The sequence below is a fragment of the Massilimicrobiota sp. SW1139 genome (assembly GCF_012027715.1).
GTDB lineage: Bacteria > Bacillota_I > Bacilli_A > Erysipelotrichales > Coprobacillaceae > Allocoprobacillus > Allocoprobacillus merdigallinarum.
This window is the reverse complement of record NZ_SJOR01000002.1, coordinates 45962-68554: the sequence shown is the minus strand read 5'-3', so window position 1 is coordinate 68554 and position 22593 is coordinate 45962. Positions and strand designations below refer to the sequence as shown.

23 protein-coding genes and 1 tRNA gene are annotated in these 22593 nt (G+C 31.7%); 14 read left to right on the top strand and 10 right to left on the bottom strand.

Annotation, left to right across the window (positions count from 1 at the left end; translation table 11 throughout):
* Nucleotides 1–106: 106 nt before the first annotated feature.
* Nucleotides 107–1027, bottom strand: a complete 921-nt coding sequence (locus E0K96_RS01645; RefSeq protein WP_168080702.1) for a diacylglycerol/lipid kinase family protein — start codon at nt 1025–1027, stop codon at nt 107–109.
* Between the two features lie 50 nt (nt 1028–1077).
* On the bottom strand, nt 1078–2313 hold the full coding sequence (pepT, locus tag E0K96_RS01640; protein WP_168080700.1) for a peptidase T: 1236 nt from the start codon (nt 2311–2313) through the stop codon (nt 1078–1080).
* 104 nt (nt 2314–2417) lie between these two features.
* Here pepT and E0K96_RS01635 point away from each other — a divergent pair, with 104 nt between their 5' ends.
* The 9 genes from E0K96_RS01635 to E0K96_RS01595 all read left to right on the top strand — a co-directional run bounded on the left by E0K96_RS01635 (nt 2418) and on the right by E0K96_RS01595 (nt 8397).
* Nucleotides 2418–3005: a ribonuclease H1 domain-containing protein gene (locus tag E0K96_RS01635; RefSeq protein ID WP_168080698.1), complete on the top strand. Its 588-nt coding sequence runs from the start codon at nt 2418–2420 to the stop codon at nt 3003–3005.
* Nucleotides 3002–3916: an exonuclease domain-containing protein gene (locus E0K96_RS01630; RefSeq protein ID WP_087245021.1), complete on the top strand. Its 915-nt coding sequence runs from the start codon at nt 3002–3004 to the stop codon at nt 3914–3916. Before E0K96_RS01635 ends, E0K96_RS01630 begins: the two co-directional genes overlap by 4 nt.
* Nucleotides 3907–4488, top strand: coding sequence for a GNAT family N-acetyltransferase (locus tag E0K96_RS01625; RefSeq protein ID WP_087296771.1), 582 nt, complete (start codon nt 3907–3909; stop codon nt 4486–4488). The genes E0K96_RS01630 and E0K96_RS01625 overlap by 10 nt, the downstream gene beginning before the upstream one ends.
* 15 nt (nt 4489–4503) lie before the next feature.
* The gene (gene glf, locus E0K96_RS01620) at nt 4504–5640 is read left to right on the top strand and encodes a UDP-galactopyranose mutase (protein WP_168080696.1); all 1137 of its coding nucleotides are present in this window, start codon (nt 4504–4506) and stop codon (nt 5638–5640) included.
* Between the two features lie 9 nt (nt 5641–5649).
* Complete coding sequence (locus E0K96_RS01615) at nt 5650–6666, top strand: glycosyltransferase family 2 protein (RefSeq protein WP_168080694.1); 1017 nt, start codon at nt 5650–5652, stop codon at nt 6664–6666.
* Nucleotides 6666–7307 (top strand): phosphatase PAP2 family protein, encoded by a 642-nt coding sequence (locus E0K96_RS01610; protein WP_168080692.1) that lies wholly within the window; start codon nt 6666–6668, stop codon nt 7305–7307. Before E0K96_RS01615 ends, E0K96_RS01610 begins: the two co-directional genes overlap by 1 nt.
* A gap of 131 nt (nt 7308–7438) precedes the next feature.
* Nucleotides 7439–7975: a serine O-acetyltransferase EpsC gene (gene epsC, locus E0K96_RS01605; protein ID WP_087245056.1), complete on the top strand. Its 537-nt coding sequence runs from the start codon at nt 7439–7441 to the stop codon at nt 7973–7975.
* Between the two features lie 117 nt (nt 7976–8092).
* Nucleotides 8093–8269: a hypothetical protein gene (locus E0K96_RS01600; RefSeq protein WP_165352248.1), complete on the top strand. Its 177-nt coding sequence runs from the start codon at nt 8093–8095 to the stop codon at nt 8267–8269.
* A 51-nt stretch (nt 8270–8320) separates the two neighbouring features.
* Nucleotides 8321–8397: transfer RNA gene (locus E0K96_RS01595), tRNA-Arg, on the top strand.
* Between the two features lie 155 nt (nt 8398–8552).
* Here the strand turns inward: E0K96_RS01595 and E0K96_RS01590 are convergent.
* From E0K96_RS01590 to E0K96_RS01575, 4 genes are all read right to left on the bottom strand, one after another.
* Nucleotides 8553–9248, bottom strand: coding sequence for a class I SAM-dependent methyltransferase (locus E0K96_RS01590; RefSeq protein ID WP_168080690.1), 696 nt, complete (start codon nt 9246–9248; stop codon nt 8553–8555).
* A 522-nt stretch (nt 9249–9770) separates the two neighbouring features.
* Nucleotides 9771–10154: a DUF1284 domain-containing protein gene (locus E0K96_RS01585; protein WP_168080688.1), complete on the bottom strand. Its 384-nt coding sequence runs from the start codon at nt 10152–10154 to the stop codon at nt 9771–9773.
* A gap of 2 nt (nt 10155–10156) precedes the next feature.
* A complete protein-coding gene (locus E0K96_RS01580) occupies nt 10157–10705 on the bottom strand; it encodes a biotin transporter BioY (protein ID WP_168080686.1) in 549 nt (182 codons plus the stop codon).
* 172 nt (nt 10706–10877) lie between these two features.
* Nucleotides 10878–11558: a response regulator transcription factor gene (locus tag E0K96_RS01575; protein ID WP_087243468.1), complete on the bottom strand. Its 681-nt coding sequence runs from the start codon at nt 11556–11558 to the stop codon at nt 10878–10880.
* A 392-nt stretch (nt 11559–11950) separates the two neighbouring features.
* On the opposite strand from E0K96_RS01575, the gene E0K96_RS01570 reads away from it, so the two are divergent.
* From E0K96_RS01570 to E0K96_RS01560, 3 genes are all read left to right on the top strand, one after another.
* On the top strand, nt 11951–14029 hold the full coding sequence (locus E0K96_RS01570; protein ID WP_168080684.1) for a glutamine synthetase III family protein: 2079 nt from the start codon (nt 11951–11953) through the stop codon (nt 14027–14029).
* 122 nt (nt 14030–14151) lie between these two features.
* A complete protein-coding gene (locus E0K96_RS01565) occupies nt 14152–14613 on the top strand; it encodes a GNAT family N-acetyltransferase (protein ID WP_087243466.1) in 462 nt (153 codons plus the stop codon).
* 113 nt (nt 14614–14726) lie between these two features.
* Nucleotides 14727–15374, top strand: a complete 648-nt coding sequence (locus E0K96_RS01560; RefSeq protein WP_168080682.1) for a YczE/YyaS/YitT family protein — start codon at nt 14727–14729, stop codon at nt 15372–15374.
* Between the two features lie 9 nt (nt 15375–15383).
* Here the strand turns inward: E0K96_RS01560 and E0K96_RS01555 are convergent, their stop codons facing one another.
* The 3 genes from E0K96_RS01555 to E0K96_RS01545 form a co-directional block, all read right to left on the bottom strand.
* Nucleotides 15384–15812 (bottom strand): VanZ family protein, encoded by a 429-nt coding sequence (locus E0K96_RS01555; RefSeq protein WP_168080680.1) that lies wholly within the window; start codon nt 15810–15812, stop codon nt 15384–15386.
* 49 nt (nt 15813–15861) lie between these two features.
* Nucleotides 15862–17280, bottom strand: a complete 1419-nt coding sequence (locus E0K96_RS01550; protein ID WP_168080678.1) for a glycoside hydrolase family 1 protein — start codon at nt 17278–17280, stop codon at nt 15862–15864.
* A gap of 88 nt (nt 17281–17368) precedes the next feature.
* On the bottom strand, nt 17369–18787 hold the full coding sequence (locus E0K96_RS01545) for a glycoside hydrolase family 1 protein (RefSeq protein WP_168080676.1): 1419 nt from the start codon (nt 18785–18787) through the stop codon (nt 17369–17371).
* Nucleotides 18788–19061: 274 nt separating this feature from the next.
* Here E0K96_RS01545 and E0K96_RS01540 point away from each other — a divergent pair, with 274 nt between their 5' ends.
* Complete coding sequence (locus tag E0K96_RS01540; protein ID WP_168080674.1) at nt 19062–20180, top strand: phosphotransferase enzyme family protein; 1119 nt, start codon at nt 19062–19064, stop codon at nt 20178–20180.
* A 41-nt stretch (nt 20181–20221) separates the two neighbouring features.
* Nucleotides 20222–20605, top strand: coding sequence for a DUF2500 domain-containing protein (locus tag E0K96_RS01535; protein WP_087243461.1), 384 nt, complete (start codon nt 20222–20224; stop codon nt 20603–20605).
* A gap of 12 nt (nt 20606–20617) precedes the next feature.
* Here the strand turns inward: E0K96_RS01535 and E0K96_RS01530 are convergent, their stop codons facing one another.
* Nucleotides 20618–22483, bottom strand: coding sequence for an ABC-F family ATP-binding cassette domain-containing protein (locus E0K96_RS01530; RefSeq protein WP_168080672.1), 1866 nt, complete (start codon nt 22481–22483; stop codon nt 20618–20620).
* Between the last annotated feature and the right edge of the window lie 110 nt (nt 22484–22593).

Sequence of the window (22593 nt, the reverse complement as noted above, 5' to 3'; positions counted from 1 at the left end):
GCAATGGAATAGTCTTGAAAATATATGTGACTATGATCCCAAAGTAATAATTCATAAGCACTTTTGATATCATCGTCTTGAGTGAGTTATACTTGATGACGTGTTGTCATAATGATTCTCCTTGATAATTGAAATGATGTGGAATGATGACACATAAGGATTGTTTTTTAACACTGACATGAATTGGAAAGGTTGTTCCTTTTTCTCCATCAACATCGTATATAATATCCTTATCGCATTCAATAGTTAATTCTTTAGCTTGTACATAAGTAATAAAAGGACTCTTTTCATGACTGTTTAATTTATAATCTTTAAATAAAGAAATTAAATCTGTAGTAGAACAATTTTTAATAATCAATAAATCCAATTGACCATCTTGAACATTCGCATGAGGTGTAATGTCTTTAAAGCCACCTACCTGTGAAGTGTTTGTAATAATAAACAGTTTGGCATCTTCTTCAAAAGTTTGATCATCAGCAGTGATTTTTAAATGCAATGAAGTATGCAGTTGGGTAGGTAATTGTCTTATACCACTGATATAATAAGCTAAAGGACCAAATCTTTCTTTATCATTTTTAGATACTTGAAAACTGATGTCACTAAACATGCCTCCTGCAATCACATTTGCAAAATAATGTTCATTCACTTTTCCAATATCTACTTTCATTGTCTGAAAATCTTCAATCATTTGAATAAAATCATCAGTATCACGAGGTAAATGTAAATGGTTGGCAAAGTCATTCACTGTTCCTCCTGGTAATATCGCAAGAGGAGTCTGTAAATGGTTTTCAATAAAACCATTAATGATTTCATTGACTGTGCCATCACCACCAACACTGACCACAAAATCATAATCATCATCTTTTAATTTTAAACAATATTGATAAGCATCATCTTTCTTTTCCGTATAGAAGACATCAATTGTAGAAACCAGCTTTTTTAAAATCATTTGACCAATGATCTGATCCAGTTTTTTTTGAATTGTCTTTGTGCCGGCACTGGGGTTAATGATAAATAAACATTTCATAATGAACACTCCTTATTTTTATTTTACCATTAATCAAAAAGAAGATAAACCTAAAATGGAATATCTTCTTTCGCATAGACATTATTACGGATTAGTCTTAATAAAAGTTCAACACCTTTTTTCATCATATGAATAGAAACAAATTCATAAGGACCATGACAATAGAAGCCACCTGTTCCAAGGTTAGGACAAGGAAGTCCTGAAAATGAAAGACGGGCACCATCTGTTCCACCACGAATAGGTGTAATACGAGGCTGTAAGCCAATATCCTGCATAGCGATTTCAACCTGTTCTACAATATGAGGATGATCTTTGATAACATCTTTCATATTGAGATATTGTTCATGCATCGTGATATGAATAGCTTCATAGCCATAAAAACTATTCAAATAAGCTTGGATACGTGAAAAATCATGAAGCTGTTGTTTCAGTTTTAAATAATCATGGTTACGTACAATATATTCTAATCGTGTTTGTTCACAATTCCCCTGCATATGTGTTAAATGATGGAAACCTTCATATCCTTCAGTGAATTGAGGTTTTTGTTGTGATGGTAACATGTGATGAAATTCCATAGCCACTTCCTGTGAATTCACCATTTTGTCTTTGGCACTACCAGGGTGAATGCTTTTTCCATTGATTTCAACAAGTACCTGATAGGCATTGAAGTTTTCAAAGTGAAATTCATTAATATCGCCACCATCAATTGTATAGGCATAGTCAGCCTGAAAAATATCAAGATCAAAATGTTCAGTGCCACGTCCGACTTCTTCATCAGGAGTAAAGGCAATCATAATATCATTATGTTTAAATTCAGGATGTTTATACATATATTCTGCCATACTCATAATAATCGCAATTCCAGCCTTATCATCACCACCTAAAAGTGTTGTTCCATCAGTTGTAATCAAATCATGTCCAATCACTTTATTTAAATCAGGGAATTCTCTTGGGGATAATAAACGGTCATTTTGAAAAGGAATGTCTTGTCCTTTGTAATGACGAATGATTTGGGGATGAATGTGTTCACCACTGGCATCAGGGGAAGTATCCATATGGGCAATAAAGCCTATAACATCACCTTGATGATCATTGTTAGATGGAATCTTTCCATAAACAACACCGTATTCACTCATTTCTACATCAACCAATCCTAAAATACGCATTTCTTCTATTAAAAATTGAGCAAATTCTTTTTGATTGGCCGAAGAAGGTGAAGTGGTTGAATATGGGTCAGATTGTGTTGGGAAACTGACATATTTTAAAAATCTGTTTTCTATTTTCATTTTTCATAACCTTCTCTCTTTATCATGATTATATCATAGGAATCATATTTTTTACTAGCCAAATGTCATGAATATGATTATAATAGGGAGCGGAGGTTAAAAAGATGGCAAAATATTATGCAGTGAAAAAAGGAAGAAAAACTGGTGTTTTTTCGACATGGGAAGAATGTCAGTCAATGGTGAAAGGTTTCAAGGGAGCAGTATATAAATCATTTCCTACATTCAATGAAGCTCAGGCATATTTAGATGAACAGCCTCAATCTTTTGATGGTTATGGATTGATTGCATATGTAGATGGCAGTTATAATCAAAAGACACGAGAATATGGTTATGGTTGTATCTTACTTGAAGGCCAAAAAGTGATTTTGAAAGTCAATGGTAAAGGCAGCCATCCTGATTATGTCAGTATGCGTAATGTGGCTGGTGAAATTGCGGGTGCACATCAGGCAATCTGTTATGCGATTGAACATTGTTATCCTATGATTTGTATCTATTATGATTATGAAGGTATAGAAAAATGGGCCAATCATCAATGGCAGGCCAATCGCCCTGGAACAAAGGCTTATCAGTCATTTATTGATGCCAGTCGTCAAAAGATTGATATTCGCTTTATAAAAGTTTTGGCACATAGTGGGGACTTCTATAATGAGATGGCCGATCAGTTGGCTAAAAAAGCAGTAGGTATAGCATGAGTGAAAAAATAACTGTTTTTGATATTGAAGTTTTAAATCAGGATCCCGCGAGTTTATGTGCCATTGGTATTGTAGAAATTCAAAATCAAGAAGTCATTTCAACATATTATGCCTTAGTGAAACCTAAAAATTTAAGTTTTGATAGCTATCGCTATAAAATACATCAAATTAGACCTCAATCATTGTATAAAGAAAAAACATTTGTAGAAGTATGGAAAGACATTCATCATTATTTTGAAAATACGATTGTTGTTTCTCATGATATTCAAGGTGATATGATGAATTTAAGGGCAGCCTTGAAACAGAACCATATTCCATATCCACGATTACTTATGTCCTGTACAAATGTTTTGGCACATCTTGTTTATCCAAATCTTCAAAAATATAATCTTAAAGATCTATCTCAAATGAATGGTTTTGCATTTCAGGCTCATCATGCTTTAGAAGATGCGAAAGCTTGTGCTTATCTGTTGATTCAAATGATGGAACGTGAAGATGTAGACAGTTTATATGCTTTGCATCAGAAGTATCATTTAGAATTTGGTGAGATGAAGGAAAACTATTATCGAAATATTATGTCAGCTGAATCAGCAACGCAATTATTAGAAATGAATCAAAAAGAAGATGCTCTGTTGTATCATCAATCAATCTGTTTTACTGGTAAATTATCTATGCCTCGAGAATTATTGGAAGAAAAAACAAAAGAAGTCTGTGCCTTATCAACCAATCAGGTCAGTACCCAAACCAATTATCTGGTTATTGGTGGTAAAGGTTATCATAAAGTGCGTTTTGGCAAAGACAATAAAAAAGTTCAGAAAGCTTTACAGTTAATGAAACAGGGACAAGATTTAAGAATTATTCATGAAAAAGAATATTTAAAGCTTTTAGAGGGGAGAAAAGAATGTCTGTAAATATAAGAGTGGCTAAAAAAGAAGATGCGCGTGCTATTTTAGATATTTATGCTCCTTATGTTCTATCGACCAATATTACTTTTGAATATGATGTTCCTTCTTTAGAAGATATGACAAATCGTATTTGTCAAACTTTAGATTCATATCCTTATTTAGTTGCAGAAGTTCAAGGTCAGATTGTTGGTTATGCTTATGCCTCTTCTTTTCATAGTCGAGCTGCTTATCAATGGGGGAGTGAATTATCTATTTATTTAGATCAGCATTATCATGGACAAGCGATTGGAAAAAAACTTTATCAGGTTTTATTAGCACTGTTAAAGTGCATGCATATTCAAAATGTCTATGCCTGTATTACTCATCCCAATGTCAAAAGTGAAAGATTTCATGAATCATTACAGTTTCAGTATGTGGGATGTTTTCATCGTGCGGGATATAAAGCCAAACAATGGCATGATGTCATCTGGATGGAAAAAGCTATTGGAGATCCTCGTCATGTAGAATCTTTTATTCCTTTTTCGAAGCTATCCCTTCAACAAATTGAATCATGTCTAGGTTTATGTTATGATAAATAAAATGAGGTGGAAAAAATGGATACATTAATTATCGGAAGTGGTTTTGCTGGAAGTGTTGTGGCGAGAGTTTTAGCTGAACGTGGTGAAAAAGTCAAGATTATTGAAAAAAGAGATCATATTGGTGGAAACTGTTATGATGAATATGATGAATATGGTGTTCTGGTTCATAAATATGGACCTCATATATTCCATACAAATAATAAAGAAGTTTATGATTTTTTATCACGTTTTACAAAATGGTATGATTACCGTCATGAAGTTGTTGGAAATGTTTATGGAAAGATTATTCCAATTCCATTTAACTTGAATACATTAATGATTGTTTTTGGTCAAGAAAAAGGTGAACGTTTAAAACAGGAATTGATTGATGCATATGGTGAAAATGCAAGAGTTCCTATTTTAGAATTACAGAAGAATCCATCTTCAGGAATTCAGGAAGTGGCTCAATATGTTTATGAAAATATATTTTTAAAGTATACAATGAAACAATGGAATCAAAAACCTGAAGAAGTTGATCAAAGTGTCACTGCCAGAGTACCAGTTTTGATTTCTTATGATAATCGTTATTTTCAAGATCTATATCAGGGAATGCCACTAGAAGGATATACAAAGTTATTTGAAAATATGTTGAATCATGAAAACATAGAAATTGAATTAAATAAGGATGCCAAGGAAGATTTATCTTTTGATATGCAAACACATCAGGTTTATTATCAGGAACAATTGTGGCAGGGAAAAATTATTTTTACAGGTGCTATTGATGATTTCTTTGATCATTGTTTAGGAAGATTGCCATATCGTTCATTACGCTTTGAATATGAACATTATCCTGAAGATCACTATCAAAGTCATGGTGTTGTCAATTATACCGTCAGTGAAGATTTTACACGTATTACAGAATTTAAATATTTAACAGGTCAAGAGATTGCAGGAACAACTATTGTTAAAGAATATCCAGAAATATATCGTGATGAAACTCAAGTTCCTTATTATGCTATTTTATCTCCAGAAAACTTAATGATGTATCAAAAATATGTGGATTATGTGAAACCATTTTCTCACTTTTACTTGTTAGGGCGTTTAGCACAATATAAATATTATAATATTGATGGCATTGTAGAAGAAGCTTTAAAACTTGTTAAAACATTGTAGGAGGATGTTATGAAATATTTAAGTATTGCGATTCCATGTTATAACTCACAAGATTATATGGATAAAGCGATTGAATCATGTTTAATTTTAAAAGATGATGTAGAAATTATTATTGTTGATGATGGTTCTAAAGATAGAACAGCCCAGATTGGTGATGACTATGCTGCTTTATATCCTGATACAATCAAATGTATACATCAGGAAAATGGGGGACATGGTCAAGCTGTAAATACAGGTTTAAAAAATGCAACAGGACTTTATTTTAAAGTTTTGGATAGTGATGATTGGTTTGACCAGTCTTCACTTGTCAAAGTGATAGAAACAATTAAACAGTTACATCAAAAAGATAAAGATGTCGATATGTTCATTGCAAATTATGTATATGAAAAACCAAGTGCCAATAAATCTAGTGTGATTAAATATACAAATGCATTGCCACAAAATAGAACATTCAGATGGTATGATTTAAAACATTTTTACCCACAACAGAATTTATTAATGCATAGTGTTATTTATCGTACACAGTTATTAAGAAATTGTAATTTACAATTGCCAAAACATACATTTTATGTTGATAATTTATTTGTTTATCAGCCATTACCTTATGTCAATACACTGTATTATTTAAATGTTGATTTATATCGTTACTATATTGGTAGGGAAGATCAGTCTGTTAATGAAAAAGTGATGATTTCACGTATTGATCAACAGATTAAAGTCAATAAGATGATGATTGATTGTTGTGATGTGATGAAATTAAAGAGTCGTAAACTGAGAAATTATATGGTGAAATATTTAACGATGATTACAACTGTATCAACAGTTTTACTGATTAAATCAGGAACACCTGAACATTTACAAAAGAAAAATGAATTATGGCAGTATTTAAAAAATAAAAATCCTGAACTTTATAAAGCTGTTAAACATACCTTTTTAGGTTCTATGATGGAAATGGATGGACATGTTGGTAAGAAAATGATTACAACAGGATATGCTATTTCTAGAAAGCTGTTTGGATTTAATTAATGAAGAATTTGTTATATCGTTATCGTCATGCATGGGTATTTACATATTTTATTCTTTATTTACCATGGTATTTTGGATTACAGTTAAGGGATATTTCTTTTCATGATGTTTATACAAGTATAGATGCATGTATACCTTTTGTTTCATGGTTTATTTATCCTTATATTTACTGGTTCCTTTTTGTAGCAGGGACAATTGCTTATTTGTTTTTTACACATCGTCGTGATTTTTATAAATGTGTTGCATTTTTGTTTATAGGAATGACCATTTGTTTGATTATTTTTACAATATATCCAACAAGTTTTGATCATCGTCCTGTGATTGAACAGAATTCTTTATCTATGAATCTTGTTCAGTTTATTTATCATGCTGATAAGAGTCAAAATGTATTTCCTAGTATTCATGTCTATAATTCTATTGGATGTGCATTGGCTTTGATATTGTGTCCAGATTTTAAACAATCTAAAGGTATAAAAATATTGGCATCTGTTTCAGCTATTATGATTACTTTATCAACGATGTTTATTAAACAGCATTCTATATTGGATGCTGTGGCAGCAATATTATTGGCTATTATTTTATATATTCTGATTTATAAAAAAGATATTTTTCAGATAGAAAAACGGGTTTCTCTCAAGTAGAGAAACTTTTTTTAATATGATAAAAGTCAATACAAATAGATTAAATTCACATATGATAATATAAAAATGATAATATGATTTGTGTATAGGGGTATTTTATGGTTAAATATAAAGAAAAAGAGGTGAAGAATATGGAAAAAACATTAATTGGTAGAATATTAGAAATGGATCCAGCAGCACGACATCCTTTGAATGTCATTGTGAACTATCCTGGATTACATGCTATGTTTTTATATCGTATTTATCATTTTTTATGGAAATGTCACTTCAAGCTCATTGCACGTCTATTGAGTCAAATTGCGCGTTTTTTAACAGGGATTGAAATTCATCCTGGAGCAACTATTGGAAAACGTTTCTTTATTGATCATGGAATGGGAGTCGTTATTGGTGAAACAACAATCATTGGAGATGATTGTACTTTATATCAGGGTGTGACATTAGGGGGAGTTGGAACTGGTGAACATAAAGTCAAAAGACATCCGACTTTAAAAAATAATGTCATGGTATCAGCTGGAGCCAAAGTTATTGGGGATGTCACAATTGGTGATAATAGCATTATTGGGGCTTCTTCAGTAGTATTAAAAGATGTGCCAGCTAATTGTACGGTTATTGGTATTCCTGGCAGAATTGTAAAGGAAAATGGAGAAAGGGTAGATAAAGCATTATAAACTATGCTGCTATATGATAACTTATAGTATTGCTTTTGTATGAGATGAATTCATTTATTTATATTTTATTCATAAAAAACCTCCTGCTTCATAAAAATGAAATAGGAGGTTTTATTAATGTCTATTGAGATACAGGCAGCTTTATATTATTATGATTTGGGTTTATTGAAAAGAGAAAATCATTTATATTGCTTAGTAGATTTAAAAACAGGTGAGTGGTATGAAAAAATGACGATTTATTATATTGAAACATTGTTGAAAAGATGGAATCAGTATCGAATGTCTATTCAATGATTGAATTCAAGTATATAACATGTTAGAATAAAGCATGTTAAAAGTTGAAATGTCCACGTAGCACAGCTGGATAATGCAACTGCCTCCTAAGCAGTAGATCGGGTGTTCGAATCACCTCGTGGACGCCAATACTACTTATTTGCAGGGAGATTTCCCTGTTTTTTACATAGATACCTTATCGCTTGCAATTATCAAAAAATATATTTAAATAAATAAGTCCTCTTATCAGATATTTATTTCTGGATAGAGGACTCATTTTTTAGTTAGACTAACTCAAATTTATCTATATATCCATTTTTTTATATTCTGCAAAGAAAAACAATGGTAAATCTTTATTTTTAGATTTTCCGTCATAGGTAATCGGTTCTTCTACATGAACAAGTACCAATCCAACATCAGAAGCAACATTTAAATAATATGATAAAGGACGATGAAAATGTGCAGTTTTTCCCCAGAATTCATTAGTCAATTCATAGACACTAATATATTTTTCAAGGAATTTAGCATACGCATAACCATCCTTATTTTTAAGCCAACAGCCATCATAAAAGGCTGGATGGACAATTGAGTAATAGAAAATACCATCAGGTTTTAATAATCGTTTGCACTCACGAAATACCAATTCAATATCATCAATATCCATGAGCACCTGATTACAAAAAATCATATCAAAGCTTTCATCTGAAAAATTGAGTGTCTTTGTCATATCAACCATTCGAAAATCACAATTTGGATAACGTTGATTTGCTAATGCCAGCATAGCTTTTGAAGCATCAACTCCAATAACATTGGCCCCAATACTTTTAAAGTAATTTGTATAAAAGCCATATCCACAACCAAGATCTAATACTTTTTTGTTTTTTAAATTATAAAATCTTTTCTGAACAACAGCCTTGTTGCTAGCAACATATTCTGATTGTTCTTGATCTTCTGTATACTTTTTGGCTGCATCATTCCATTGGGCAATAATATCACGCATGAGATTTTCCCCCCCCTTTTTTTTTAGTTTTATTTATCGTCATTCTTAGCTATCATTATATACTTTCATCTATTTCGTTTCAATAAAACGACGAGATTGCAATAAACATTTATGAATAGTTCAACACAAAATGGCTGTTCTATTCTTGAGTTTATGGTGACATATCATTCATTTGTATCATTTACTTTGCTATGCTGTTGAATTTGACGATAAATGAGTTTATATGACTAATACCAAATAAGGATATAACGACAAATAGAAGATTCTTTTCATATTTAAAAAATATTTCTGTTGGTAAGTATGTTATTAGTGAAATGGAAGAATTTACTAAAAAAGTTGGAAAGATATTGTTGAAGTAAAAAAATGCTAGGTATCTAATGGATAACATTTTTGCCCTAGCATCTCATTTTAAAGATATAGAATACTATCATTAATAAGCAGAGAAAATAATTTCCCTGTTTTTATTTTCAACAAAATTTGAAATATATGTATAATAATGATAACGACCTGAAGAGGTCGTTTTTATGCTTTTCGTTCACAGACTTCTGTCCACTGACAATTTCCACATATACTTTTTCTTTGATCAGGAATGATAATCTTTTCATTGATCAGACGTGAAAATTCAAACCAGGAGATTTGTGAATTCTCTTTTAAACCACAAAAAGATAATACCATGTGATCATATCCTTGAACCAATTCTTTTGTTTTACAGACACCTTTAAGTAAGTTAGGACATTTTTGACAAATGATATCTTCTTTTATAACAACTTTTAAATCGGGATTGTTTTTCATAGTATCATAAACAGATTGCATATGTTTGGTGAATTCTTCACTATAACCTTTTCCTTCAAAAAAATTGAAACACAAACCATGATGAGCTCTTAACTCTAATCGCTTCTTATTCATGATTATCTTTTCTTTAATCTGTTTGTAAGAAAAAGAGCAACGCCAATTTTTATTAAGTCAGGTATAATAAAGGGGATGACACACAATCCTAAAACGGTAGATAACCCAATGACACCTGAATGTTGGGTATAGATGAGCATAAACCAAGCAGTACCAAAAACATAACATACAATCAGACCTGCTATCATAGAAAAAGCTAGGACGATTTGATTTCTACCCATGATTGTCTCTATTCCCCACATCAGTAATGCTGATAATAAAAAGCCGATAATATAACCACCCGTTGTACCTAGAAGAACACTTACGCCACCAGTCAATCCAGCAAATACAGGAACTCCAATAGCCCCAAGAAGGATATATGTCAAAACTGTCAATGTCCCTCTTTTACCACCTAAAAGACCAACTGTCATAAAGACACCCATTGTTTGTAGAGTAAACGGAATACTGGCAGGAATGGAAATCCATGAACAAATAGAAATCATGGCAGTAAAAACACTCATATAGACAATATCTCTGGTTTTATTTGAATCAGTATCTTTTATATATTCCATAGTTTATACACCTCTTTTTCTAGTGAAGACAGTAGTCATCATAACAGATGTTTCTTTTATTGTAAACTATTAAATGTATTTTAGTTTACAATAAAATGTATAGTACTAGTTATTTGTAGAAAAAAAGAACTTTATGATTTGACTCAATAAAGTTCTTTTCTGTATGTATTTTTTAAAATGCCATTTTATAGCTATCTTTACCAAAACGCTTGATATATTCCTGATCATTATTAGCCAGTCTTAATTTCATCATGACATTACCAATCAAAGCTGGAATGGATGTACCATCTTCATATATTGAAGAACCCCAAACCTGTTCAAATAAATAAGAAATACTAAAAGGCTGATAAGGATGGGCAATGAGAATGGATAATAACTTATATTCATTTTTTGTTAGTGTTAAAGCTTTTCCATTACATGAACATGTTTTGGCAGTTGTATCCATCACAATATCTTTAAAACGATATATACGTCTAGGTTTTAATATTCCATTTTTATAAACTGATTGAATTTTAATATCTAAATCTTTTAAAGCAAAAGGTTCAGTTAAGTAGTCATCTGCTCCAGCGTTTAATAATGATTCTAAATAATCAGGAGCTAATGCATCACTTAAAACAATCGTAATGGGTTGACCTCTTAATTTAATTTGTACTAGAAAATCTCTTATTTGAATGCGTGGAAAATTATCTTCAATGATGACACAATCATAAGTATGATTTTCAAAATAATTTTCTAAATCTTTATATGTGATGACTTGTTGACAGATATAATCTTTAGATTCCAGATAGTCTTTGATTTGATTATTGAAATCTTTTTGACTATGAATGATAAGAGCTGTAAATTGTCCAAACATAAAAATTCACCTCTTTATAAGTATAATATGAAACGCAAAAAATACAATAGAATATATTCAAAATATTTTTATTTCATTATATGAAAATGTACACTATTTAATTGATATACTGCATAGTCATGGTATAAAAGTTATAAACATCAAATTTAAAATATTTGATTTTATTATATGAAAATGCATGTTGCTTATATGTTATAATGATTGATATTTATAGTCATGGTGTAAAAGGTATAAAAAATGAAATTCAAAAAATACAGTAGAATGAATGAAAAAGATTTTGATTTCATTATATGAAAATGCGTATTATTTACCTATTATAAATACGTAATATATATAGACATGGCGCAAATAAATTGATACAATGGTGGAAAAAGAAATGGGGGATGTATTGAATGGATATGAATAAGTTACTTGAAAACTATGGATGTTTGACTTTTAGTGATGATATCATGAGAGAACGTATTCCAAAATCAACTTATAAAGCTTTTCATGAAGCTTTAGATAAAGGTGAACCTTTAGCTAAGGAAACAGCAACAGTTATTGCGAATGCTATGAAAATATGGGCAGTAGAAAATGGGGCCACTCACTTTACACACTGGTTTATGCCAATGACGGGATTAACTGCTGAAAAACATGATGCCTTTTTAGAACCTGATGGTAATAAAGCTATCTTAGAATTTAGTGGTAAAACATTAAGAAAAGGGGAACCTGATGCGTCTTCTTTTCCATCTGGAGGATTACGTGCAACTTTTGAAGCACGTGGTTATACGGCCTGGGATTGTACTTCACCAGCTTTTGTGAAAGATGGAAGCTTATATATACCAACACTATTTTGTTCATATACAGGTGAAGCTTTAGATAAAAAGACACCTTTATTAAAATCCGTTGATGCCTTGACAAAAGCTTCATGTCGTTTATTACCAATGCTTGGTATGGAAGGTATCACTCATGTCAGTGCTTCTGTAGGAAGTGAACAGGAATATTTCTTAGTAGCAGATGAATATTATCAAAAGCGTATGGATTTAAAATTAACAGGTAGAACGCTTTTTGGTGCTATGGCACCGAAAGGTCAGGAATTGGAAGATCATTATTTTGGAAGCTTAAAACGTAAAGTTGCTGCTTTTATGAAAGAACTTGATCAGGAATTATGGAAATATGGTATTCCTTCTAAAACAAAACATAATGAAGTGGCTCCTGCGCAACATGAAGTGGCTTGTGTTTATCGTAATGTTAATATTACAACAGACAATAATCATTTATTAATGTTATTGATGCAGGATATTGCGAAAAAACATGGATTAAGATGTTTGTTGCATGAAAAACCATTTGATGGTGTGAATGGATCAGGAAAACATAATAACTGGTCAGTTGTCACAAATACCGGTGTTAATTTATTTAATCCAGGACAGAACCCAAGTGAAAATTTACCATTCTTAGCTGCTTTAGCATGTACAATTAAGGCCGTTGATGAATATGCAGATTTATTGCGTATGACAACTGCTACAGCTGGTAATGATCATCGTTTAGGAGCTAACGAAGCACCACCAGCTATCATTTCTATGTTTTTAGGTGAAGATTTAGATAAAATCATTCATGCGATTATTGAGGGTGCAGAATTAGAAAATATTGATAAAGCAAGATTCCAGACAGGTGTTTCTGTTGTTCCTGATTTTTCTAAAGATAATACTGATCGTAACCGTACATCACCATTTGCTTTTACAGGTAATAAGTTTGAATTTAGAGCTGTTGGTTCATCACAATCTATTGCGGGTCCTAATACAATCTTAAATTCTATTTTAGCTTATGAAATGGAAGAAATGGCAGATGAAATAGAAAGTGGTAAAGAACCTATGGAAGTCATTAAAGAATTCCTATCTCAACATCAAAGAATTATCTTTAATGGAGATGGATATTCTAAAGAATGGGAAGAAGAAGCAAAAAGAAGAGGACTTCCAAATCGTAAAAATACAGTTGAAGCTATGGAACACTTATTAGATGAAAAGAATGTTAAGATGTTTAAACGTTTAGGTATTTATAGTGAAATTGAACTTCAGGCACGTTATGAAATTTTACTTGAAAATTATAATAAAACGATTCAAGTTGAAGCTTTAACAGCATTAAAAATGGCAAGAAATGAAATTTATCCTGCCGCATTAGCTTATTTAGATCAAATGACAAAAACATCTTTGCATATGCAAGAATTAGGTGTCAATATTGATTATCTGGTGGATGATGTCAAATCATTATCATCATTGTTATCACAAATGAAAAATCAAATGATGATTTTAGAAAAACATATTGATAGAGCACAACATCTTGAAGCTGATATTTTAGAAATTGCAAAAATATGGCGTGATGATGTATTATCAACAATGACGATATTACGTCAGATTGTTGATCAGATTGAAAATTGTGTAGATGAAAAATATTGGCCTATGCCAACATATATGGATTTATTATTTGGTATATAAACTGGTATCTTTTGATACTGGTTTTTTTATTTGACAGGTAACTTTTGGGGTTCTCATACGAAAATGTTTCTTATTTGTCAAGAGTGTGATATAATGAAAATAGTTTTGAAGGGGTGGTGTAGATGAAAACGAGGTTATATAGGCAAAGTGATTTAGATTCTATTTTAGAGTTATTTTATCATAATATTCATACTGTTTGTGTTCATGATTATACATTAGAACAGCTAGATGCCTGGGCACCTGCAAATCCAGATGTTTATCGTTGGCAGGTTTCTTTGAATAGAAATCATACTTTGGTTGTAGAAAAAGATTCACAAATTATTGGATTTGGTGATGTTGGTGAAACAGGATATTTAGATAGGCTTTATGTACATCCTGATTATCTACATCAAGGCATTGCTTCATTGCTTGTTGAACAATTGGAAAAATATGCCAAAGCCAAAGGAATATCTTTTATGAATACAGCTGCTTCTGTGACATCAAGACCTTTCTTTGAAAAACAGGGGTATAATGTTTTAGAAGAACAGATTGTGGAAAGACGTGGCGTGAGATTGAGAAGATATTTAATGGAAAAGAAGCTTTAGTTGTTGAAGGAGAAAAGAGATTTTCTTCTTTTTATTTTGAAGTTTCATAATTTGAAATTTAAAAGACAAAAATAAATATTTCGGTATAATCATGATGGTTGTGGAGGGAAATCATGAATAGAAATATAAAGAGATATATCATTATTGTATTAGGGTTTATTATAACTGGGATAGGTTCAGCTTTAACTTTAAAGGCTGGTATTGGCGTTGGGGCCTGGGATGCTTTAGCTAAATCAACATCAGATTTGATCGGGATAGAAGTTGGAACAGCGGGTATTCTTTTCAATAGCAGTTGTGTACTGGGACAAATTCTTATTTTAAGAAAACAATTTCGTTTGCGCCAGTTGCTTCAGATTCCTTTTAGTATTTTGCTAGGTACGGTTATTAATTTTATGGTTTACCATATTTTAACTTTCCCATTTGATTCCTTTGGTGGCGGAATCGTTTTATATTTATGTGCCAGTACTTTATCGGCATTTGGTGTGTCTATTGTCATGTTGTTGGATGAAGTAACGTTTGCTTTAGAAGGCTTTTGTATGGCATTGACAAAGCTTTTACCTTTTAAGTTTTCTACAATCAGACAAGCTGTTGATGTGATATCTATCTTGATGATTATAGGACTGACTTTATCAGCTCATATTTCTTGGTCTATTGGTGTAGGAACAATTCTAGGAATGTTAACATTTGGACCAACATTAGGTATTTTTATGAAATTATTTAAACCTATATTAAAAAGACATCAGTTGCTTAATTATGAATAAAACTCAAATCTATTTCAGACTTGAGTTTTTTCTTTTCCAATAATTATAAAAATAATAAATCACAATGGCGATCAGGGCACCACATGTATCAATAAGAACATCTGTGAATTGACCAGCTCTGCCACCTATAAATAACTGATGGAATTCATCAGTGCAGGCATATAGAAAAGCACATATAAGTGAATAGACGATAATCTTTTTCAATGGATATTGATTCTTATAGAATCCATAAATAAAAGTCAAAGTTAAAACAGCATATTCGCTCATATGAGCAGCCTTTCTGACAATCAATTCTGTTATAGGAATATGTAAGTAAGTTTGAATCCATAAAACAATTTGTGAACTTAGTCCAGATGATTCATTTCCTGTTTGTTGTGAAAACATAAAAATGATGATCATTAAGATGAAGGATGGTATAAAATATTTGATTTTCTTCATAAAAACACCTCTTGGTTATTATAAAAGAACTTGTCTGTTTCGACAAGTTCTAATCTGTTAAATCTTCACCGTTAGAAGCAATGACTTTTTTATACCAATAGAAAGAATCTTTACGATATCTCTTCAGTGTTCTTAATTCAAATTCATCTCTATCTACATAAATGAAACCATAACGTTTTTTCATTCCTTCATGAGTAGAAATTAAGTCAATGGCAGACCAAGGATTATATCCTAGCATTTCGCATCCATCACTAATCGCAAGTCTAATCTGTTCAATATGTTTTCTTAAATATTCAATACGATATGGGTCATGGACTTTTCCATCTTCTGTTAATGTATCATAAGCTCCTAAACCATTTTCAGTGACTAATAATGGTAAACGATATCTTGAATACATTTCACGAATTGTCGCTCTAAATCCCATAGGGTCAATTTCCCAACCGAATTCAGTTGTTGGAAGATAAGGGTTTTTAAATCCTTTAAACATACCTGTTTCCCCACGTGCTGTTTGTTGGTCAGCTGCAGAGTCACATTCTACAGTGCCATCTTCCCACTCGCAAGTTGCTGTATTGTAGTAGTTGAAACCAATGAAATCTGGATGACCGTTTTTCAATGCTTCTGCGTCACCTTCACCAAAATCAGGTGTTGCATCATGTTCTTCTAACCAAGCCCAAACAAGATTATTGTAAACACCATAAACAGCCATATCTAAATATAACCAGTTTCTAACGGCATTATAGTTTTGAGCAGCTAAAACATCTTCTGGTTTACAGCTGGCTGGATAAACAAGTGAAATGTTTGGTGCAGGTCCAATTTTAGCATCTGGTAACATTTCATGACATAATGCCATGGCTTTTGCCTGAGCTACTAACATATGGTGGTTTTGTTGATAGATTTCTTTTAATTCATTTGTACATCCTTCAGGTATAGTCAATGTTCCAATAACAGGACCAACAAGTGTTAACATATTTTGTTCATTGATTGTTAACCAGTATTTGACTCTATCACCGAAGTTTTCAAACATCACTTTCGCAAAATTCACAAACCAGTCAATTGATTCTCTATTTGACCAGCTACCTCTTTGATCCAATGCAGCAGGCATATCAAAGTGGAACATTGTCACGATAGGTTCAATGTTGTATTTAAGACATTCGTTAATTAAGTTGTTGTAGAATTCAATACCTTTAGGATTGACTTCACCAGTTCCTTGAGGTAAGATTCTTGTCCAAGCAATAGAAAAACGATAAGACTTGAATCCCATTTCAGCCATTAAGGCAATATCTTCTTTATAATGATGATAATGGTCAGCACAGACAGTCAAATCAGAAGTTCCTTCAGGCACTTTTTTAACATCCTGACAAGATGGTCCTTTTCCATCTTCTAAATTTGCACCTTCAACCTGATAGGCAGAAGTACTTGCACCCCAAAGAAAATCTTCAGGGAAAGATTTTAGTGTTTTATGTATCATATTTTATTCCTCCTTAATGTTTATTATATAAAAAATCAAATATTTTGACTATCATTTTTACAATGAAAAAACTTGTTTTTCAACAAGTTTAATCACTTAAATCTTCACCGTTAGAAGCAATGACTTTTTTATACCAATAGAAAGAATCTTTTCTATATCTATCTAAAGTTTTTAAATCAAATTCATCTCTATCTACATAGATAAATCCATAACGTTTAACCATACCTTCATGAGTAGAAATTAAGTCAACAGCAGACCATGGACAATATCCTAACATTTCACATCCATCACTGATTGCTAAACGAACTTGTGTTAAATGATCTTGGTAATATTTAATACGATATTGATCATGAACTTTTCCATCTTCTGTTAATGTATCATAAGCTCCTAAACCATTTTCAGTGACTAATAATGGTAAACGATATCTTGAATACATTTCACGAATAGTTGCTCTAAATCCTTGAGGATCGATTTCCCAACCAAATTCAGTTGTTGGTAAGTTTGGATTTCTAAATCCTTTATACATACCAGTAATGCCTTTAGAAGTTTGTTGATCACTAGCACCAGATAAATCTTCAGTTCCATCAGACCACTGGCAAGTTGCTGTATTGTAGTAGTTGAATCCGATGAAATCTGGATGTCCATTTTTCAATGCTTCTGCGTCACCTTCTCCAAATTCAGGTGTTGCATCATTTTCTTCTAACCAAGACCAAACAATGTTGTTGTAAACACCATAAACAGCCATATCTAAATACAACCAGTTTCTAATAGCGTTGAAGTTTTGTGCAGCTAAAATATCTTCTGGTTTACAGCTAGCTGGATAAACAAGTGAAATGTTTGGTGCAGGTCCAATTTTCGCTTCTGGTAACATTTCATGACATAATGCCATGGCTTTTGCCTGAGCAACTAACATATGATGGTTTTGTTGATAGATTTCTTTTAATTCATTTGTACATCCTTCTGGTAAATGAAGTGTTCCAATCACTGGTCCATTTAAAGTTAAGACGTTTTGTTCATTGATTGTTAACCAGTATTTAACTCTATCACCGAAGTTTTCAAACATGACTCTTGCAAAATTTACAAACCAGTCAACTGATTCTCTATTTCCCCAGCTACCTCTTTCATCTAATGCAGCAGGCATATCAAAGTGGAACATAGTCACTAATGGTTCAATACCATATTTTAAACATTCATTAATGACATTATTATAATATTCAATACCTTTAGGATTGACTTCACCTGTTCCTTGAGGTAAGATTCTTGTCCATGCAATAGAAAAACGGTAAGTCTTAAATCCCATTTCTGCCATTAAGGCAATATCTTCTTTATAACGATGATATTGGTCAGCACAGACAGCTAAATCTGATGTTCCTTCAGGAACTTTTTTAACATCCTGACAAGATGGCCCTTTTCCATCTTCTAAATTTGCACCTTCAACCTGGTAGGCAGAAGTACTTGCACCCCAAAGAAAATCTTTAGGAAATGGTTTTAATGTTTTGTGTATCATAATTTCTCCTCCTCATACAAGCGTTATTATATCGAAAAGTTTTTTGAAATAAGAAATTTTCCAGAAGATGAAAAAAATTTTTATAAAATGAAAACTATTTGAAGAAGATGTATTGAAAATTGATGATTTATCATGAATAATAGAGAAAGATGTGAAAATAATCAGATAAATTGAAAATGGGATGTTCAAAACAATATTTGATAAGAGGATAGAAATCATTTTCGATTTTAGACAGTAATGATTCATGGTTATATGGGAAATAGGAGGGAAAATAATGAATCAAGACAAAATTATCAATGAAATTATTCCACATTTTTTATGTGAGGGGAGATTATTAAAAATCATTCCTTTTGGCAATGGTCATATTAATGATACATATCGTTTATATTATCAGCTTGAAGATGGTCAGACACAATCTATGATTTTACAGAGAATGAATACATATGTGTTTCAAAGTCCTGACAAGTTAATGGAAAATGTTTTAAATGTCACTTCATTTTTAAAGAACAAAACAATTCAAAATGGAGGAGAACCTGAAAGAGAAACACTCACTGTGATTTTAACTGATCAGGATTTACCTTATTATCAAGATCATGACAATCATGTCTGGCGTATGTATGCCTTTATTGAAAATACAATGAGTTATGATTTGGTTGAAGATGAGAATATTTTTTATCAGAGTGCTTTAGCATTTGGAAAGTTTCAAAATTTGTTAGCTGATTATCCTGCTGATACGCTCTATGAAACAATTCCAGATTTTCATGATACAAGAAAGAGATATGATGCTTTTATAAAAGCGATGCAAGAAGATTGTATGCAAAGGGCTCAAGGTGTATCAAAAGAGATTGCGTTTGTTATTGAACACGAACATTATGTAGATCGCTTTAATGAAGCATTACAAAAAGGAGAAGTTCCTTTAAGAGTGACACATAATGATACCAAATTAAATAATATATTATTTGATTGTGATCAGCATCAGGCTGTATGTATTGTGGATTTGGATACAGTGATGCCTGGACTTGTGATGAATGATTTTGGAGATGCTATTCGTTTTGGCGCAAGTACAGCTTTAGAAGATGAAAAAGATTTATCTCAGGTTGCATGTGATATGCATTTATTTGAAGTTTATACAAAAGGTTTTATTGAAGGAACACAAGGAAAACTCACACCTCAGGAAGTAGAATTGCTGCCTTTAGGTGCTTTAATGATGACATTAGAATGTGGTATTCGTTTTTTAACTGATTATCTACAAGGTGATGTTTATTTCAAAACTGATTATCCTGAACATAATTTGATTCGTTGTCGTACACAATTTCAATTAGTCAGTGATATGGAAAAGAAATGGGATCAGATGACAGCTATTGTGCATCAATATGCCTACGTTCACCAATAATACACTTCTTTATGGGATAATGATTGTAAGGAGGGAAGACAATGGTTGGTTTTGAGATGGGATTGGAAACAGGTGGTTATGATATGATGTTTACATTGGTTGCGTTATTGATTTTGGGCATGATTTTTGTGATTATCATCAGAGGGATTCAACAATGGCATCATAATAATCAATCACCTAGACTTACAGTGAATGCTAAGGTTGTTTCTAAACGTACTAATGTCTCTTTTCATCATCATGGTCATGATCATGGCGTGACATCATCAACAACTTATTATGTGACTTTTGAAGTGAAAAGTGGAGATCGTTTAGAATTTGTAGTGAACGGACGTGAATATGGTTTTCTAGTGGAAGGTGATTATGGAGAGCTTACTTTCCAGGGAACACGCTATATAGAATTTATAAGAACAGAAAAAAAGGGTTAAAGTTCACTGACTTTAATCCTTTTGCATATTTTCCCATTGTTCAAGAAGCTGATCAAGTTGTGTATGACCATCATCAATCTTTTGAACGACTTCATTATATTTTTTATAATCATTGAGTACATCTTCATCCTGTAATTGAAAATTCCATTCTTTGATTTGATTTTCTAGTGTAGAAATTTCTTTTTCAATTTTCTTGATTTGATTTTGATGTTTACGTTGTAAAGATTGGGCTTTTTTATTTTCAATATAAGATGTATTATTTTTTTCTTTGGTTTCTTTTACTTTTATTTTGTGATCCATATATTGAGAATAATTACCACTATAAATATGACTGCCATGAGCATCCATCTCTACAACTTTTGTAGCAAGTTTATTAATAAAATAACGATCATGACTAATAAAGAGAATTGTTCCTTCAAATGAAAGTAAAGCATCTTCTAAGACTTCTTTAGATTCAATATCTAAATGATTGGTTGGTTCATCTAAGATTAGGAAATTACAGCGAGATAATAATAATTTCATTAAGACAACACGACCACGTTCTCCACCTGATAAAACATCAATTGTTTTAAAAACATCATCCCCTTTAAATTGAAAAGAGGCACAGGCATTTCTAATCTGTGTGTTATTCATTTGTGGGTATGTATCACTAATTTCCTGAAAAATCGTTTTATTGAAAGATAATGATGTGTGTTCCTGATCATAATATCCAATCATGACTTTGCTGCCTAATTTGATTTTACCAGCTGTTGGTACATAATCATTCAAAATCAGATGAAATAATGTTGTTTTCCCAATACCATTTGGACCAATTAAAGCAACACGTTCTTGTTTTTTGACTTCAAAATTGATGTGTTCAAAAAGGGGTTTATCAAATGCCATAGCTAAATCTTTCACTTTAAGCACATCATATCCTGATTCTACCAATGGTTGAAATTGGATACGTATCGCTTGTGGCAGGGCATCTGGTTTTTCAACTTTTTCCATCTTAGCTAAAGCTTTTTCTTTGCTTTCTGCACGTTTGACTTGTTTTTCACGATTAAATGATTTTAATAAATCAATACTTTCCTGCATACGTTTGATTTCTTTTTGATTATCAATATAATGTTTTAATTCTACTTCACGATTATGTTTTTTAATAATCGCATATTCCTGATATGAACATTTATAAGTTGTAGCTTTGCCATGTTCAATTTCAACAATCTGATTAGAAATCTGATCAATGAAATAACGGTCATGGGAAACCATAATAATCGCATGAGGATAATTTTTTAAATAGTTTTCCAGCCATTCAATGGATTCAACATCTAAATGATTGGTAGGTTCATCTAATAATAAAAGATCTGGTTTTAATAAAAGAAGTCTACCTAAAGCAATACGTGTTTTCTGTCCACCAGACAAAATAGAAATAGGCATTTCCCACATAGATTCATCAAAACCTAAACCTTTTAAAACCCCTTTGATTTGACTTTGATAGCTATAACCATCATTATGTTCAAATTCATATGTTAAGCGTTCATATTCATCCATAATAGCATCTAATTGTTGACTCGTTGACATCTGCTGTTCAAGTTCACGAAGACGTTTTTCTGTTTCAATAAGAGGCTGAAAGACATCTTCGAGAGCCTGATAAATAGAAAATTCTGGATTTAATGTATTATGTTGAGATAAATAGCCTATTTTGGTATTTTTAGGTATAAAGATTTCACCATTGTCATAGCTTTCTTCACCACAGATGATTCTAAGCAGTGTTGTTTTTCCTGCCCCATTGACACCAATAATAGCCAGTTTATCATGATTTTCAATTTTAAAAGTAATATCTTTAAGCAAGTCTGTTCCTTGGAATGACTTTTTTAAAGATGAACAAGCTAATATCATTTTGATCACCTCGTTCATTGTAACATACATCATTGAAAAGATAAACTGTAAAAGTTATAGTTGATTGTTTAAACATAACCTTGTATAATTGTATACAATAAGTGAAGGGG